General features: G+C 67.6%; 14 protein-coding genes. 6 read left to right on the top strand and 8 right to left on the bottom strand.

The annotated features are described in order from the left end of the window. Nucleotides 1-19 precede the first annotated feature (19 nt). Nucleotides 20-1,519 carry a leucyl aminopeptidase gene (locus EYR15_RS05170; protein ID WP_131001830.1) on the bottom strand — a complete coding sequence of 500 codons (1,500 nt, stop codon included), beginning with the start codon at nucleotides 1,517-1,519 and terminating at the stop codon, nucleotides 20-22. 463 nt (nucleotides 1,520-1,982) lie between these two features. Between EYR15_RS05170 and EYR15_RS05165 the strand changes: the two genes are divergently transcribed. From EYR15_RS05165 to rsmA, 4 genes are all read left to right on the top strand, one after another. Next, nucleotides 1,983-4,430: an LPS-assembly protein LptD gene (locus EYR15_RS05165; protein ID WP_245498160.1), complete on the top strand. Its 2,448-nt coding sequence runs from the start codon at nucleotides 1,983-1,985 to the stop codon at nucleotides 4,428-4,430. An 89-nt stretch (nucleotides 4,431-4,519) separates the two neighbouring features. Continuing rightward, the gene (locus EYR15_RS05160) at nucleotides 4,520-5,431 is read left to right on the top strand and encodes a SurA N-terminal domain-containing protein (RefSeq protein ID WP_131001829.1); all 912 of its coding nucleotides are present in this window, start codon (nucleotides 4,520-4,522) and stop codon (nucleotides 5,429-5,431) included. 23 nt (nucleotides 5,432-5,454) lie between these two features. Further along, the gene (pdxA, locus tag EYR15_RS05155; protein ID WP_131002398.1) at nucleotides 5,455-6,462 is read left to right on the top strand and encodes a 4-hydroxythreonine-4-phosphate dehydrogenase PdxA; all 1,008 of its coding nucleotides are present in this window, start codon (nucleotides 5,455-5,457) and stop codon (nucleotides 6,460-6,462) included. Next, nucleotides 6,459-7,298, top strand: coding sequence for a 16S rRNA (adenine(1518)-N(6)/adenine(1519)-N(6))-dimethyltransferase RsmA (gene rsmA / locus EYR15_RS05150; protein WP_131001828.1), 840 nt, complete (start codon nucleotides 6,459-6,461; stop codon nucleotides 7,296-7,298). Before pdxA ends, rsmA begins: the two co-directional genes overlap by 4 nt. Before the next feature lie 10 nt (nucleotides 7,299-7,308). Here rsmA and gmk read toward each other — a convergent pair whose 3' ends face one another. From gmk to fabD, 7 genes are all read right to left on the bottom strand, one after another. Continuing rightward, nucleotides 7,309-7,980, bottom strand: a complete 672-nt coding sequence (gene gmk, locus EYR15_RS05145; RefSeq protein WP_131001827.1) for a guanylate kinase — start codon at nucleotides 7,978-7,980, stop codon at nucleotides 7,309-7,311. 5 nt (nucleotides 7,981-7,985) lie between these two features. Continuing rightward, nucleotides 7,986-8,876 (bottom strand): YicC/YloC family endoribonuclease, encoded by an 891-nt coding sequence (locus EYR15_RS05140; RefSeq protein ID WP_131001826.1) that lies wholly within the window; start codon nucleotides 8,874-8,876, stop codon nucleotides 7,986-7,988. Between the two features lie 76 nt (nucleotides 8,877-8,952). After that, a complete protein-coding gene (gene mltG / locus EYR15_RS05135; protein ID WP_245498159.1) occupies nucleotides 8,953-10,269 on the bottom strand; it encodes an endolytic transglycosylase MltG in 1,317 nt (438 codons plus the stop codon). 103 nt (nucleotides 10,270-10,372) lie between these two features. Continuing rightward, nucleotides 10,373-11,635 carry a beta-ketoacyl-ACP synthase II gene (gene fabF / locus EYR15_RS05130; RefSeq protein ID WP_131001825.1) on the bottom strand — a complete coding sequence of 421 codons (1,263 nt, stop codon included), beginning with the start codon at nucleotides 11,633-11,635 and terminating at the stop codon, nucleotides 10,373-10,375. 57 nt (nucleotides 11,636-11,692) lie between these two features. After that, nucleotides 11,693-11,935, bottom strand: coding sequence for an acyl carrier protein (locus EYR15_RS05125; protein WP_131001824.1), 243 nt, complete (start codon nucleotides 11,933-11,935; stop codon nucleotides 11,693-11,695). A gap of 257 nt (nucleotides 11,936-12,192) precedes the next feature. Beyond that, entirely contained in the window at nucleotides 12,193-12,930 is a 738-nt protein-coding gene (gene fabG, locus EYR15_RS05120) for a 3-oxoacyl-[acyl-carrier-protein] reductase (RefSeq protein WP_131001823.1), read from the bottom strand. A gap of 17 nt (nucleotides 12,931-12,947) precedes the next feature. After that, entirely contained in the window at nucleotides 12,948-13,907 is a 960-nt protein-coding gene (gene fabD, locus EYR15_RS05115; protein ID WP_131001822.1) for an ACP S-malonyltransferase, read from the bottom strand. Between the two features lie 93 nt (nucleotides 13,908-14,000). Between fabD and EYR15_RS05110 the strand changes: the two genes are divergently transcribed. Further along, nucleotides 14,001-14,426 carry a carboxymuconolactone decarboxylase family protein gene (locus EYR15_RS05110; protein ID WP_131001821.1) on the top strand — a complete coding sequence of 142 codons (426 nt, stop codon included), beginning with the start codon at nucleotides 14,001-14,003 and terminating at the stop codon, nucleotides 14,424-14,426. A gap of 256 nt (nucleotides 14,427-14,682) precedes the next feature. After that, entirely contained in the window at nucleotides 14,683-15,465 is a 783-nt protein-coding gene (xth, locus tag EYR15_RS05105) for an exodeoxyribonuclease III (RefSeq protein WP_131001820.1), read from the top strand. Nucleotides 15,466-15,535: the final 70 nt, after the last annotated feature.

The following is a 15,535-nucleotide window of genomic DNA, read 5'->3' as shown; positions in this document are numbered from 1 at the left end:
TTGTTCGTGAGCGAAGCGCTCAACCTTCGTAGGCGTCGCTCACCAAACGGTCGAGCAGGCGCACGCCCCAACCCGATCCCCAACTGCGGTTGGTGTCGCTCGAGGGCGAACCCATGCCGGTGCCGGCTATGTCGAGATGCGCCCAGGGCGTGCCGTTGACGTGGCGCTTGAGGAACTGCGCCGCCGTGATCGAACCGCCGTGGCGGCCGCCGGTCTGCTTCATGTCCGCGAACTTGGAATCGATCAGCTTGTCGTATTCCGGCCCGAGCGGCATCCGCCAGACGGTCTCGCCCGTCGACTTGCCGGCCTTGGAGATCGCTTCTGAAAGCGGATCGTCGTTCGAGAACAGGCCGGCGTTATCGATGCCGAGCGCGACGAGGATCGCGCCGGTCAGCGTCGCAAGGTCTACCATGAACTTCGGCTTAAAGCGGTCCTGCACATACCAGAGCACGTCCGCCAGCACGAGGCGGCCTTCGGCGTCGGTGTTGATGATCTCGATCGTCTGCCCGGACAGGCCGGTGATGATGTCGCCCGGCCGGTAGGCTTTGCCGTCCGGCATGTTCTCGACGCAGCCGATGGCGCCGATGACGTTGACCTTCGCCTTACGTGAGGCCAGCGCATGCATGAGGCCGACGACGCAGGCGGCGCCCGCCATATCGCCCTTCATGTCCTCCATGCCGCCGCCTGGCTTGATGGAGATGCCGCCGGTGTCGAACACGACGCCCTTGCCGACGAAGGCGATGGGCTGCGCGTCTTCATCCTTGGCGCCGTTCCAGCGCATGATGACAACCTGGCTCTCCTGCTCGGAGCCCTGGCCGACGGCGAGCAGCGCGCCGAAACCGGCCTTCTTGAGGTCCTTGTCGCCCATCACCTCGACTGCGACGCCGAGCTTCGAGAGCTCGCCCGCGCGGGCCGCGAACTCCTTCGGCGTCAGAACGTTGGCCGGCTCGTTGACGAGCGTGCGGGCGATCTCGACGCCCTCGGCGAGACCTTCCTTGAGCTTCCAGGCCTTCTTGGCCGCGGCCTCGTCGGAGACCGCCAGCGTGACCTTGGAGAGCGGACCGCCGGCATCCTCGTCCTTCTTCTTGGTCTTGTAGGCGTCGAACGTGTAGGCGCGCAGCCTCAAGCCCAGCGCGATGTCGGCGACCGCCTCCGCGGCCAGCCCATCGAGCAACACGGTGGCATGCTCCGCCGAGGACGGCAGCTTGCCCGCGATCTGGCCGCCGAGCTTCACGTAGTCCGGCCTCTCTTCGCCGTCGCCGCGCCCGACGACAATCACGCGGTCGACGCTCGAAATCAGCGGAGCGAGAAGCGTAAAGCCCGATCCGGCCTTGGCCTTAAATCGCTCAGCGGCCGCCGCTCGCCCGACCGCAGTCTCGATTGGCGACAGAAACGCCGTGGTCGCGGGTCCGAAAGCGAGGTTCGGCCCCGCGAGGACGACGACGACGCCGGAGAGGTCGTCGCCAAGCTTCCGGATCGCGATCTTGAGACGCGCGGGGGCGTCGGAGTGCTTGGCCATCTCTATTGGGGCTCCTGCGAGATTTCGGCTGCGTCCGCCGATTGGGCGGACGGGTAAGGCTCAGGTAAGCTCGGTGTAGCCCTTATACGACAGCTCCGTCACGTTCCAGCCGCCAGCGCCCCGTGGCCGAGGCCCCGTGCTTGCGCGGACGCGAGGTAATATCGTCAATTGGCCATGGCGAGTCGGGGGCGGCGCGCCCCCCTGAGTGGAGGTCGCGTTTGCGGCCAGATTCGTGCCAGTAACAAGCCGACAGCAAACGACGCCGGACGCCATTGAGGGAACCGCCGCCCGCCTTGTCGCGCGTCGTGGTTGTGGCGTTTCGTTCTCGGGCGTGCTTTACGTCGCGGGCAGGTTCGCCGGCGTATCGGGGGCGGCCGGATCTGCGCGTGCGCCTCGTTCGGTCGCCGTCTCGCCTGCCCTCCCAACCTTTCGCGCGCCCTGCGATGAGGGAGGACGAACGCAGTTGACGGCCCGCTTCGCCCTGTTCCGCGCCGTCGCGACCGCCCTGCTCGCAGTGGCGGTCATCGCCCTCGCATCGTCCGCCCAAGCGCAGAGCCTCGTGCCGCCGAAGCCTGCATCGATGAAGGGCTACGGCGGCCAGAAACCGATCGACACCTCCAACGTCGGCAAGCGCGATCCGAACGCGCGCATGCTCATGGAGGCCAAGGAGCTCGTCTACGATTACGACAAGGAGATCGTGACGGCGGTCGGCGGTGTCGACATCTATTACGACGGTCGCACGCTGCAGTCCGAGCGCGTGCGCTACGACCAGAAGGCGAACCGCGTGCTCGCCATCGGCAAGGTCAAGTTGACCGAGCGCAACGGCGACGTGATCTACGCCGACCAGATGGACGTCACCGACAACTTCCGGGACGGCTTCGTCGAACCTCTCCGCCTCGAGACCACGCAGCGCACCCATTTCGCGGCGGCCAAAGGCCGGCGCGAGAATGGCGAGGTCATGATCTTCGACCGCGCCGCCTACACCGCCTGCGAGCCTTGCCGCGACAATCCTTCGAAGCCCCCGCTGTGGCAGATCAAGTCCAAGCGCATCATCTGGCGCCAGGACGAGAAGATGATCTACTACGAAGACGCGACCTTCGAGCTGTTCGGCCAGCCGATCGCCTGGCTGCCGTTCTTCTCCAGTCCCGACCCGTCCGTGAAGCGGAAGACCGGCGTCCTCGGCCCGAGCTTCATGAAATCCAGCGACGTCGGCTACGGGATCGAGACGCCGTATTATTGGGTGCTGTCGCCGTCCTCGGACCTGACGCTCGCGCCGCTCGTCACGCAGCATCAGGGCGTGATGCTCAAGGGCGAGTATCGCCAGAAGCTGATCGACGGCGCCTACGAGATCCGCGCCGCCGGAATCCACCAGCTCAATTCCGACCGCTTCAACGACAAGGTCGGCCCGGGCCGCAACGACGAGGGCCTGACTGTCGGCCCCGGCAACCGCGATAACCGCTGGGCGTTAACGACCAAGGGCGACTTCGACATCAACGAGCGCTGGTCGTGGGGCTGGGACATCAACCTGCTCTCGGACAAGTGGGTGCGCGGCGACTACGATTTGTGGGGCACCGGACCCGAAGCGGTTTCGACGCTCTACCTGCAGGGCCAGGGCGATCGCAGCTTCTTCGAAGCGCGGGCATACCGCTTCTACGGCCTCACCCGCTACGATCGCCAGGACCGCCAGCCCTGGGTCGCGCCGGTCGTCGACTATGACTACACGTTTGAGGATCCGGTCGGCGGCGGCGAGCTGTCGCTCGACTTCAACGCGACCAACCTCTACCGCGAGGAAAGCGACTACGCCCGCGAGCGCACGCGCTTTCGGCCGAGACCGGACAATGCGCTGGTTGGGGCCGCGGGCACCTATTCCCGCCTCTCCGGCGACATCGACTGGCGCCGGCGCTTCGTCGACCCGATCGGCCAGGTCTGGACCCCGTTCGCTTTCGCGCGCGGCGACCTGATCTACACCAAGCCCGATTACGACTCCTCGATGCCGGCGTTCCTTCGGAACGAGCAGGACCTCGTGGCGCGCGGCATGGCCGGCGTTGGGCTTGAATACCGCTACCCCTTCATCGCGGTGGCCCAGGGCTTCACGCACCAGATCGAGCCGATCGGTCAGCTCATCCTGCGACCGAACGAGACTCATGTCGGCAAGCTGCCGAACGAGGACGCACAGAGCCTGCTGTTCGACGACACGACCCTGTTCTCGTGGAACAAGTTCTCAGGCTACGACCGCATCGAAGGCGGCAGCCGCGCCAATGTCGGCGGCCAGTATACCGTGACCGCCGATTCCGGCGCGAGCGCCAGCGTACTCGTCGGTCAGTCCTTCGCCCTGTTCGGACAGAACTCGTTCGACAAGATCGACCCAACCCAGATTGGCCCGGATTCAGGCCTCGACACGAAGCGGTCGGACTATGTCGGCGGCTTCACCTTCGTCCCGAACTCGTTCTTCTCGATCGCGAGCCATCTACGGCTCGACGAGAAGGGCTTCGACCTGCGGATGGCGGAGGTCGAGGGGCGGGCTCAGTTCGACCGCTTCCAAGCGAATTTGATGTACGGCCGCTACGACAAGGCTGCGCTACAGGGGTACGACGACATCCGCGAAGGCGTGCTCGGCGGCGCCCGCGTCTTTGTGACCGAGGACCTCTATGTCGAGGGCGGCGCGCGCTACAATTTCGATCGCGACGCCTTTGACCGCACCCAGGTCGGCTTCGGGTTGAACGACATCGCACAGTGCCTGTCGTTCAATTTCACGTATATCCGCGAGATCGACACCAGCTCGGACACGGTGCGCGTCTCCGACGTGAACAACAAGTTCCTCGTGAAGTTGGATTTCCGCACCCTCGGTTCCGTCGGCCTGTCGCGAAACTCGCGCTCCTCCGTTAATCCGGACACGTTCGGGTCGAACTGACCGGTTAACCGCTGTTGACGGCGGGGCGGAGAATGCAGACAAAAGCGCCGCACCCCGCGCTCCGTGCGTGGTCGAATCAAGGGGCGTCGATGCCGAGTTCCGCGCGTTTCCGGATCCTGTCCGCAACCATCGTTCTTGCCGCAGCCGGCCTCGCTGCGGCGACGCCCGCTTCCGCGCAGTCGATCTCGGTTGTCGTCAACGGCCAGCCGATCCTGACCAGCGAAGTGCAGTCGCGGCTCGCGCTGCTCAAGCTCCAGTCCGGCGGCAAGGGCGGCAGCGTCGCGGCGGCCCAGGACGAATTGATCGACGAAAAGCTCAAGCTCACCGAAGCGAAGCGCTATGGGATGACCGCCGACCCCGCGCAGGTCAACGCGGCCTTCTCGAGCATCGCGCAACGCACCAAGCTGACGCCGGAGCAATTTTCGCAGGCCATCGCCCAGCGCGGCGTCAGCGCCCAGACGCTGAAGGACCGCATTGCCGCCGAGATGGCCTGGGCGCAGCTGGTGCGCCGCAAATACGCGGCGCAGGTGTCCGCTCGAGACCCGGTCGCGACCGGCGCGACCCAGCCGAGCAACAAGGCGGTGCAGTATACGCTTCGGGTTGTCGTCTTCGTGCTGCCCAAAGGCGCGACGGACGCGCAGGCGAACCAGCGGCGCGCCGAAGCGGTGGCGGCCCGCGGCCGCTTCCCCGGCTGCGATGGGGCCGTCCAGTTCGCCAGCGCGCTCCGCGACGTCGCGGTCAAGGAGCCGGTGATCCGCTCCAGCTCCACCCTCGGCAAACAACTGTCCGACAGCCTCGACAAGGTGAAGGTGGGCGCGCTGAGCGAGCCGCAGCGTTCAGACGACGGGTTCGAGATGATCGCGGTCTGCGAGCGCAAGAACATCAATGATGACACCGCGTTTCGCGCCCCCGACGACGACGCCGCGATGCGGAAACTCGAGGACAAGTCGAAGGCTTACCTGGCGCAGCTGAAGTCGCGCGCGATCGTCGAGCGCAGGTGACGACGCCTGCCGGCGCGCGCGCGATGCGGCCGCTCGCTCTTTCCATGGGCGAGCCCGCCGGGATCGGCATCGAGCTCGCTCTCGCCCTCTGGGCGGCGCGCGGCCAGGTCGAGATCCCCCCTTTCCTCGCGGTCGGCGACCCTGCGGCCTTCGCAGCCCGCGCGCGGCTCGTCGGACTGGATGTCCCGATTGCCGAGGCCGATCCGGAATCCGCCGGGCCGCTGTTTCCGGATTGCTTCCCGGTCATGCCGACTGGCCGCGCCGCGCGAGCAGCGCCTGGCCGCGCAACGACCGACGATGCGGAGGGCGTCATCGAGGCGATCCGCCTCGGCGTCGAATTCGTCCACAGCGGGCGCTGCTCCGCGCTCGTGACGCTGCCGATCGCCAAGGCGCCGCTGGTCGCCGCCGGCTTCCCACATCCGGGCCACACCGAATATCTCGGCGCGCTCACCGAGGCGTTGTGGGGGCGGCCTGCGCGGGCAGTCATGCTGCTCTGGGCGCAGGAAATCGCGGTGGTTCCCGTCACCGTGCACATCCCCTTGCGGGAGGCGCCTGATCGCCTGACGGAGAACGAGATCGTCGAGACCGCGCGCATCGTCGTGCGCGACTTCAAGCGCCGTTTTCGGATCGAGCATCCTCGTGTCGCGATCGCGGGCCTCAACCCGCACGCCGGGGAGCAGGGCGTGCTCGGCTCCGAGGACGAGGCGGTCATCGCGCCGGCCGTCGAGCGGCTGAAGGCCGAGGGCGTCATCGTGACCGGTCCGCATCCCGCGGACACGATGTTCCATGCCGAGGCGCGCGCCCGCTACGACGTCGCGCTCGCGATGTATCACGACCAGGCGTTGATCCCGGTCAAGACGCTCGCCTTCGACCGCGCGGTTAACGTCACGCTCGGCCTGCCCTTCGTCAGAACGTCGCCGGACCACGGCACGGCTTTCGACATCGCGGGCACGGGAAAGGCCAACCCCGCCAGCCTCAGGGCGGCGTTGGACCTCGCAGCCAGGCTTTCGCGCGAGCCTGCGCTCGAATGAGCGCGATCGACGACCTGCCGCCGCTCCGCGAAGTCATCAAACGGCATGAACTCGCGGCGAAGAAGTCCCTCGGCCAGAACTTCCTTCTCGACCTCAACCTGACATCGCGGATCGCCCGCGCCAGCGGACGCATCAAGGGCGCGACCGTGATCGAGGTCGGCCCCGGTCCCGGCGGCCTCACCCGCGCGCTGCTGGCGGAAGGCGCGGCGAAGGTCGTCGCGATCGAAAAGGATTCTCGCGCGCTGGCGGCGCTGGCGGAAATCGCGGCGCGCTATCCCGGCAAGCTTGAGATCATCGAGGGTGACGCGCTCGAGGTCGACATGGCCCCGCTCGCGGGCGAGGGGCCGGCGCGCGTGGTCGCGAACCTGCCTTACAACATCGCGACGCCCCTGCTGCTCGGCTGGGTCACGAGTGATCGCTGGCCGCCCTGGTGGGACGGGCTGACGCTGATGTTCCAGCGCGAGGTCGCGGAACGCATCGTGGCGCAGCCCGGCGACGCGTCCTACGGTCGGCTTGCCGTGATGTGCGGCTGGCGCTGCGAAGGGCGGATCGCCTTCGACGTGAGCCCGCAGGCCTTCGTCCCGCCGCCGAAAGTCACGTCGTCGGTGGTGCGGCTGACCCCCCGCGCAAATCCCCTCGCCTGCTCCGTAAAGGCGCTGGAGACCGTCACGCAGGCCGCCTTCGGCCAGCGCCGCAAGATGCTCCGTCAGAGCCTGAAGACCCTCGGCGATGTCGCCGCGCTGCTGGAGCAGGCCGGGATCGAGCCGACCCGGCGGGCCGAGGAGATCCCGGTCGACCGCTTTGTCGCGCTCGCGAACGCGTGGGCGTCGCGCTGACGGCTGACCCTCAGCTCTCCGTCTGCCCCAGCTCGATCGCGAGCCGGTCCGCGAACTCGCCGATCGCGACGCGTCTGGCGCGCCTCAGCCGCTCGGCCTCGAGGATCGAGCGGATCTCGTTGTAGCAGCGGTCCAGGTCGTCATTGACGACGACGTAATCGTACTCTGTCCAGCGGGCGATCTCGACGGCGGCGTTGCGCAGGCGGCGCACGATGATTTCTGGCGCATCCTCCGCGCGGCGCTCGAGGCGGTGCCGGAGCTCGGCGGCGGAGGGCGGCAGCACGAAGACGCTCGCGACGTCGTTCGGCATCGCTTCGCGCGCCTGCAGCGCTCCCTGCCAGTCGATGTCGAACAGGATGTCCTGTCCGCGGGCCAGCGCCTCTTCGACTGGCTGGCGGGGGGTGCCGTAGCAATTGCCGTGCACCTCCGCCCACTCCAGCAGCTCCTTGTTGTCCCGCATCCCGTCGAATTCGCGCTGGCTGATGAAGTGGTAGTGTACGCCGTCGATCTCGCTGCCGCGCCGCGCGCGGGTGGTGACGGAGATCGACAGGTTCAGCCCTTCCGCGCGCTTCATCAACGCCTGGGTAAGCGTCGACTTGCCGGCGCCTGAGGGCGACGACAGAACGAGGACGACGCCGCGGCGAACCATCTCCTTCTCGGCGACTACCGGGACCGTGATCATCGCGCTCACTCCACGTTCTGGACCTGCTCGCGGAACTGCTCCACGACGGCCTTGAGGTCGAGGCCGATTGCGGTCAGCGCCCGGTCGTTCGATTTGGCGCAAAGCGTGTTCGCCTCGCGCGAGAATTCCTGCGCCAGGAAATCGAGCCTGCGCCCTACGGCCCCGCCCTCCCCGATCAGCGCGCGCGCCGCCTCGACATGGGCGGAAAGCCGGTCGAGCTCCTCGCGGATGTCGGCGCGGGTGGCGAGCAGCGCCGCTTCCTGATGCAGACGGTTGGGATCGAGCGCGACGCCGGTCCCGACGAGCGCGGAGACCTGATCGGCGAGCTTCTTCGCCACCGCGTCGGCCGAGCGTGCGGGGCACGCGTCAGCGCGTGCGGCGAGCTCGCCGATCGTAGCGACGCGCTCAAGCAGCAGGATTTCGAGAGCCGCGCCTTCGCGGGCGCGCGCCACAACAAGGGCATCGAGCGCCTCGACCAAGCCGCGGACGATCTCAGCCTCGAAAGCCGCGCGCTCCTCAGCGCTGTCCTCGGCCTCCGCGATCTCGACGATGCCGCGTTGGCTGAGCGCCGCGTCCACGCTGAGCGGCGCCGCGCTGGGCAGCTTCTCGGCGATCGCGGCGGCGGCCGCGACCAGCGCGGAAAGCGCCGCCTCGTTGATGCGGATTTCCGTCCGACCCACCACGCGGTCGATGGTGAGCGAAGCCTGGATCGCGCCCCGCTTCAGCCGCGCGGAGGCTTCGGCCCGTACGGCTTGCTCAAGCGCGTCGAAGCCCGGCGGCGTGCGGATGCGAAGGTCGAGGCCTTTGGAATTGACCGACCGCAGCTCCCAGACCCAGCGCGCGCGCGCGGACCCGCCGGCGCTGCGCGAAAACCCTGTCATGCTGGCGAGCGGCATGTCGTCCAACGCCTCCACGGAAAGCGCCGCAGCCTTATCCGGCGCGGCCGCCGCGCGGAAGATGGCGCGCGCGATTCTACCGGGGTTTCGCGCCCTTCTTGGGCGCAGGCGGGGGCGCGCTCGACGGCGGCGCGGAAGTCGGCTCTTCCTGATCGGCCTCGGCCGCCGCGGCGTCGGGCGCGAGGCGGTCGGCGGGAGCGCCGGCCGTGCGCTCGATCTGGCGCCATTTCGCGACGTTGCGATTGTGTTCGACGAGGCTCGGCGCGAAAGCGTGGCCGCCTGTACCGTCGGCCACGAAGTAGAGATCCTTCGTCTCCGCAGGTTGGGCGGCGGCCTCGATCGCGTCGCGGCCGGGATTGGCGATCGGCCCCGCAGGAAGCCCCGGAACGACATAGGTGTTGTAGGGCGTGCGCGACTGGATGTCGGTGCGGTTCAGGCTGCGCCCAAGCGTGCCGCGGCCGCCGACGAGGCCGTAGACGATGGTGGGATCGGACTGCAGCCGCATGCCGCGGGCCAGCCGGTTCGCGAACACCGCGGCGACCCGCGGCCGCTCCTCCGCGATCCCGGTCTCCTTCTCGACCAGCGAGGCCAGCGTGACGAGATCCTCGGGCGTCTTCACGCCCGGGGTCGGCCGGCGCGAATCCCAGGCCTTTTGCACCACCTCCTTGTGGAGTTGCTGCATGCGCTGGACGATCTGCTGGCGCGCCGCGCCGCGCGTGAAATTGTAGGTCTCAGGCAGGAGCGAGCCTTCCGGCGGCGTGTCCTTGATGTCGCCGGTCAGCAGCGGCTGGTCCCGCAGGCGGTCGACGATCTGCAGGCTCGTCAGCCCTTCCGGAATGGTCACCGTGTATTCGATCGACTTGCCGGACGCGATGATCTCCATCGCCTCCCGCATGCTGACGCCCGCCGGGAACGCGAACTCGCCATAGCGCAGCTTGTCGTTCTGCCCGTAGAAGCGCACGCCGAACTCGAACAGCTTCGGCTGGTCGATGACGCCGCCGCGCGTGAGCGCCTCCGAGATTTCGGAGAGGCCCTGATTGCGCTGGATCATGACGGTGGCGTCTTTCTCCAGCGGCCCGCGGCCGTCGAAGCGCGCCTTCGCCCAGTAGAGCGCGCCGCCCGCCAGGAATACGAGCAGCGTCAGGAAGGTGAAGAGGCCGCTGAGATAACCGACAAACGCGCTGTCGCGCCTGCGCGCCCGCTTCTGGGGCGGAGCGGCCGTTGCGGTTTTCGACTTCGGCGTCTCCTCAGCGGGAGGCGGCTCGGTCGCCATGGGCGTGGCGGCGACGAGCCGCGGCCGCGGGCGGTCGGAGGCCGCACCCGGTTCCCCCTGCGGACGGCCAGAGAATGGCTCGTTCACGCCGGGTCCCCGCGAAGGTTCGTCGCTCGACACGATCGCGTCTCCTAAGCCCCGCCGTTCGGACCCCACGGGGCGGGAGCGTCACATGACAGGCGAATGTGGCGAAAGCCGCTCCGGCCGACTTGCCGTTCAGGCCTCAGGCGGCGAGCCGCCTGAACACGAGCGAGGCGTTGGTGCCGCCGAAGCCGAACGAGTTCGACAGCGCGACGTCGATCGGCATCGACTTCGCCTTCTGCGGCACGAGATCGAGCGCGGTGTCAACCGAGGGATCTTCGAGGTTGAGGGTCGGCGGAGCGACGCCATCGCGCATCGCGAGCAGAGAGAAGATCGCCTCGACGGAGCCCGCCGCGCCGAGCAGATGGCCGATCGCCGACTTGGTAGAAGACATCGTGATCTTGCCCGCGGCGTTGCCGACAAGGCGTGTGACGGCGCCGAGCTCGATCTCGTCGCCGAGTGGGGTCGAGGTGCCGTGGGCGTTGATGTAGTCGATCTCGCTCGCCTGGATGCCGGCGCGCTTCAGCGCCATCTGCATGCAGCGGAACGCGCCGTCGCCGTCCATCGCCGGCGCCGTAATGTGGTAGGCGTCGCCCGACAGGCCATAACCGACGACTTCGCCGTAGATCTTCGCGCCGCGCGCCTTGGCGTGCTCCAGCTCCTCGAGCACCACGACGCCCGCTCCTTCGCCCATGACGAAGCCGTCACGCTGTTTGTCGTAGGGCCTCGAGGCGCGCTCCGGCGTGTCGTTGAAGTTCGTGGACAGCGCCCGACAGGCGATGAAGCCCGCGACGCCAAGCCGGCTGATCGGCGATTCCGCCCCGCCCGCCACCATGACGTCGGCGTCGCCGAGCGCGATGAACCGGGACGCGTCCCCGATCGCGTGCGCGCCCGTCGAGCAGGCGGTGACGACGGCGTGGTTCGGGCCTTTGAGGCCGTGGCGGATCGAGACGTGGCCCGAGGCCAGATTGATCAGGCGACCCGGAATGAAGAAGGGCGAGATGCGGCGCGGGCCCTTTTCGTGAAGGACGATTGCGGCGTCCTCGATGCCCTTGAGGCCGCCGATGCCGGAGCCGATGAGCACGCCCGTGGCGTAGCGCTCGTCTTCCGTCTGCGGCTTCCAGCCGGAGTCCGCCAACGCCTCCTCGGCGGCGGCGACCGCGTAGATGATGAAGTCGTCGACCTTGCGCTGCTCTTTCGGCTCCATGACGCTGTCGGCGTCGAAGGAGCCGGGCGAGCCGTCGCGCGGCACGCTGCCGGCCACGCGGGCCGGCAGGTCATCGACAGGGAATTGGCCGATCTTGGTTAGACCGCTTTCGCCGGCGATCAGCCGGCTCCAGACAGTCTCGACGCCGGCGCCGAGAGGACAGACCATGCCGAGGCCGGTCACGACGACCCGTCTCATGCTGCGTTCCTCACTTCATGCAATCGCATAGCGCCGTGAGATACGGCGCCCCGGACTTCAGGCCTGCGCGGCGTTCTTCTCGAGGAAGCGCGTGGCGTCGCCGACGGTCAGGATCGTCTCGGCGGCGTCGTCCGGAATTTCGCAGCCGAACTCTTCCTCGAAGGCCATGACGAGCTCGACAGTGTCGAGGCTGTCGGCGCCGAGATCGTCGATGAAGCTGGCGTTCTCGGTGACCTTTTCGGCGTCGACGCCGAGATGTTCGATGACGATCTTCTTCACGCGTTCGGCAATGTCGCTCATCGTTCTCATTTCCTCGTTTGTTCGATCCGGAAGATCGCCCCGCCGGACCGCCGCCGAACTGTCGGTTCAGGTCCGTGATTCCCTACGGGCGGTTTTATTGAAGGCGCAATTCGCTCCCGGCAACGTTTTTTGTCTGCGTCGCCGCCGGACCGTCCGAAAGAGTCGCGATTTGACCAGCCGCCGCCTCCTCGAAACCGCGGCTAGTTAACATGATCATCAGGCCTGCGCCAGACGGCGCCAATCCGCCTTAATGACGGTCAGATCATGGCCATTCCGCCGTTCACGTGAAGGGTTTGCCCTGTGACATAAGCGGCCTCGCTGCTTGCGAGATAGACGGCGGCAGCGGCGACCTCGTCACCCTGCCCGAACCGCCCGGCTGGGATGCGGGATATCCCGCCTTCGCGCTGCTTTTCGTTTAGGGCTTCGGTCATCGGGCTCTCGATAAAGCCCGGCGCCACGCAGTTGACCGTTATGTTGCGGCTCGCGACTTCGGCCGCGAGCGACTTCGACATGCCGATGAGGCCGGCCTTGGACGCCGCGTAATTGCCCTGCCCCGGATTGCCAGTGACGCCGACGAGAGACGTCACGCCGATCAGGCGCCCGTAGCGCCGCTTCATCATCCCCTTGAGCGCTGCGCGGTAGAGGCGGAAGCCCGCCGACAGATTAACCGCCAGAACCTCCGACCACTCCTCGTCCTTCATCCGGAGGAAGAGATTGTCGCGGGTGACGCCGGCGTTGTGAACGAGGATGTCGAGCCCGCCCATCGCGCTTTCGGCCGCGCCCGGAAGCGCGTCGACAGCGGCCTCGTCCTTGAGGTTCGCCGGCACGACATGAGCGCGCTCGCCGAGCTCCGCCGCGAGCTGCTCTAGAACCTCTGCGCGCGTGCCCGACAACGCGACGGTCGCACCCTGGGCATGGAACGCGCGGGCGATGGCGCCGCCAATGCCGCCAGTCGCGCCGGTGACGAGAGCGTAGCGGCCGGTCAGATCGAACATCTCAGCTCCTCAAGAGATCAGGCCGCGCTCGCGAAGCCGGATTCGGCCTTCACGCGGGCGACGTCTTCGGGCGCGCCGACGGACTCGGCGGTGACGTCGGCGGCGATGCGCTTGACGAGGCCCGCGAGCACCTTGCCGGCGCCGATCTCGACGAAGCGCGTGACGCCAGCGCCCGCCATGAAGGCGACCGACTCGCGCCAGCGCACCGCGCCGGTGACCTGCGCCACCAGGCTCGCGCGGATCGCTTCGGGGTCGGTTAGCGGGCTCGCTGTGACGTTCGCGACGACGGGCGCTCTCGGCGCCGCGATCCGCACATGGCTCAGCGCCTCGCGCATCACGTCGGCGGCAGGCTGCATCATCGCGCAATGGAAGGGCGCGGAGACCGGCAGCAGCAGGGCGCGCTTCGCTCCGCGGGTCTTGGCGATGACGAGCGCGCGCTCGACCGCGGCCCTGGAGCCGGAGATCACCACCTGACCCGGCGCGTTGTCGTTCGCAGACTGGCAGACGTCGTCCTCTGCGGCTTCCGCCGCAACGGCGCGCGCGGTTTCGAGGTCGAGCCCGAGCAGCGCGGCCATGGCGCCTGCGCCGACGGGCGCGGCCTTCTGCATGGCGTCGCCGCGGATGCGCAGCAGCCGGGCCGCGTCCGGCACGGCGAGGCTGCCGGCGGCGGCGAGCGCGGAATATTCGCCAAGCGAATGGCCAGCGACGAAGGCCGCGTGGCGGGCGACGTCGAGGCCGGCTTCGGCCTCCAGCACGCGAAGCGTCGCGATGCTGACCGCCATCAGCGCGGGCTGGGCGTTCGACGTCAGCGTAAGCGCGTCATCGGGTCCCTCGAAGATCGTCCTCGACAGCGCCTCTCCAAGCGCGGCGTCGACCTCTTCGAACACGATCCGCGCGACCGAGAAGTTGTCGGCGAGCGCTCGGCCCATGCCGACCTGCTGGCTTCCCTGTCCGGGAAAGATCAAGGCTGTGGTCAACTGACGCGTCCTCGGCCGTCTTTTATCGTTGCGGCTGCAAAGCAGGCCGGCGCAGGCCATGTCAAGGCGATGGACCCAGGGAGACGAGCTACGATGTCAGAGAACGAGCGCGAAGAGACCCGTCGCGAGCGCGGAGAGAAGACCCTGTCCCGCATCCATTCCGCGACAGGCGACGGAGTGGTTGCGGCTCTGAAGCAGATCGCGCCCGACTTCGCCGACATGCTGGTCGATTTCCCGTTCGGCGACGTCTACTCACGACCGGGGCTCGACCTGCGCTCGCGTCAGATCGCGACGATCGCGGCGCTGGTGACGCTGGGCCACGCCGAACGTGAATTGCGCTGGCACATCCGCGGCGGATTGAACGTCGGGCTCACCCGAAACGAAATTGTTGAAATCATCACGCAGATGGCGGTCTACGCGGGCTTTCCGGCCGCCGTGAACGCGCTTTTCATTCTGCGCGAGGTCTTCGCCGAGATCGACGACGAGACCGCCGAGGAAATTCTGCAGGACGACGCATGACCGCCGCGAAATTGATAGAATTCTTCTATCAATCGACTTGCGCCCGGCTGCGGCGTTTCGCGCGGGCTCGAAATCGATCGCACCACTGGAAAAATACAAAGGAACCGTTCAAGTAATTGCCACGACGAACGGTTTGCGCTTTTCGTCGTTGCCCTCCTAGGGCGTTTCCTCCCTAGACTTGGCCGCCCGTCTCGCGGGCGGCCTTTTTTTCGTCTATCGGTGATCGGCCTTAGACTCGTGATCGTGGAGCCCGTCGGTGCTGGTCGCGACCTGGAACGTGAACTCCGTCAAATCTCGGCTTGACCTGCTGTTGCGTTGGCTGAAGGAAGCTCAGCCAGATGTCGTCTGCCTGCAGGAGATCAAGTGCGTCGACGACGCGTTTCCGACGGCCGAGATCGAGGAGGCCGGCTATTCCTCCGCGGTCCACGGGCAGAAATCCTATAACGGCGTCGCCCTGCTCTCCCGCTTGCCGCTGGAGGACGTGACGATCGGACTCGCCGGAGAGGACGAGGACGAACAAGCCCGCTTCATCGAGGCGGCCGTCTCGACCGCGACGGGCGTCGTGCGGATCGCCGGCATCTACCTCCCGAACGGCAATCCCGTCGATACGCTAAAATACGGCTACAAGCTGGACTGGATGGAGCGGCTGCGCCGCCACGCCGAGACGCGTCTCGCGCTCGAGGAGCCCTTTATCATCGCCGGCGACTTCAACGTCATCCCCGATGCGCGGGACGCCAAGCGTCCGGAGACCTGGGTCGGCGACGCGCTCTATCGGCCGGAGACCCACGCCGCCTGGCGCCGCCTGACCGCGCTCGGCCTCACCGACGCTCTGCGCGCCTGCGCCGATGATGCCGGCCTCTACACCTTCTGGGACTATCAGGCCGGCGCCTGGCAGAAGAACAACGGCATCCGCATCGACCACCTGCTGCTCTCGGCGCAAGCGGCCGACGCGCTCACCGGGGTTCGCATCGACAGCCATGTCCGCGCCTGGGAGCGGCCGTCGGACCACGTGCCGGCGCTGGCGGAGTTTGCGTTCTGAAGCCTGCGGCCGCGGGTCGCGGGGCTCCTTAACCTTATTATTAGCAGCGTCTGAGAGCTTGCGGGGACCG

The organism is Hansschlegelia quercus, assembly GCF_004310425.1.
GTDB classification, from domain to species: Bacteria; Pseudomonadota; Alphaproteobacteria; order Rhizobiales; family Methylopilaceae; genus Methylopila; species Methylopila quercus.
The sequence above is the reverse complement of the archived record's forward strand: the minus strand, read 5'-3'. Positions and strand labels throughout refer to the sequence as shown.

What these genes read in the sequence shown, in the direction of transcription:
- EYR15_RS05170 (WP_131001830.1), bottom strand. Translation starts at nt 1,519, where the DNA reads ATGGCCAAGCACTCCGACGCCCCCGCGCGTCTCAAGATCGCGATCCGG.
- EYR15_RS05160 (WP_131001829.1), top strand. Translation starts at nt 4,520, where the DNA reads ATGCCGAGTTCCGCGCGTTTCCGGATCCTGTCCGCAACCATCGTTCTT.
- pdxA (WP_131002398.1), top strand. Translation starts at nt 5,455, where the DNA reads ATGCGGCCGCTCGCTCTTTCCATGGGCGAGCCCGCCGGGATCGGCATC.
- rsmA (WP_131001828.1), top strand. Translation starts at nt 6,459, where the DNA reads ATGAGCGCGATCGACGACCTGCCGCCGCTCCGCGAAGTCATCAAACGG.
- gmk (WP_131001827.1), bottom strand. Translation starts at nt 7,980, where the DNA reads ATGATCACGGTCCCGGTAGTCGCCGAGAAGGAGATGGTTCGCCGCGGC.
- EYR15_RS05140 (WP_131001826.1), bottom strand. Translation starts at nt 8,876, where the DNA reads ATGCCGCTCGCCAGCATGACAGGGTTTTCGCGCAGCGCCGGCGGGTCC.
- fabF (WP_131001825.1), bottom strand. Translation starts at nt 11,635, where the DNA reads ATGAGACGGGTCGTCGTGACCGGCCTCGGCATGGTCTGTCCTCTCGGC.
- EYR15_RS05125 (WP_131001824.1), bottom strand. Translation starts at nt 11,935, where the DNA reads ATGAGCGACATTGCCGAACGCGTGAAGAAGATCGTCATCGAACATCTC.
- fabG (WP_131001823.1), bottom strand. Translation starts at nt 12,930, where the DNA reads ATGTTCGATCTGACCGGCCGCTACGCTCTCGTCACCGGCGCGACTGGC.
- EYR15_RS05110 (WP_131001821.1), top strand. Translation starts at nt 14,001, where the DNA reads ATGTCAGAGAACGAGCGCGAAGAGACCCGTCGCGAGCGCGGAGAGAAG.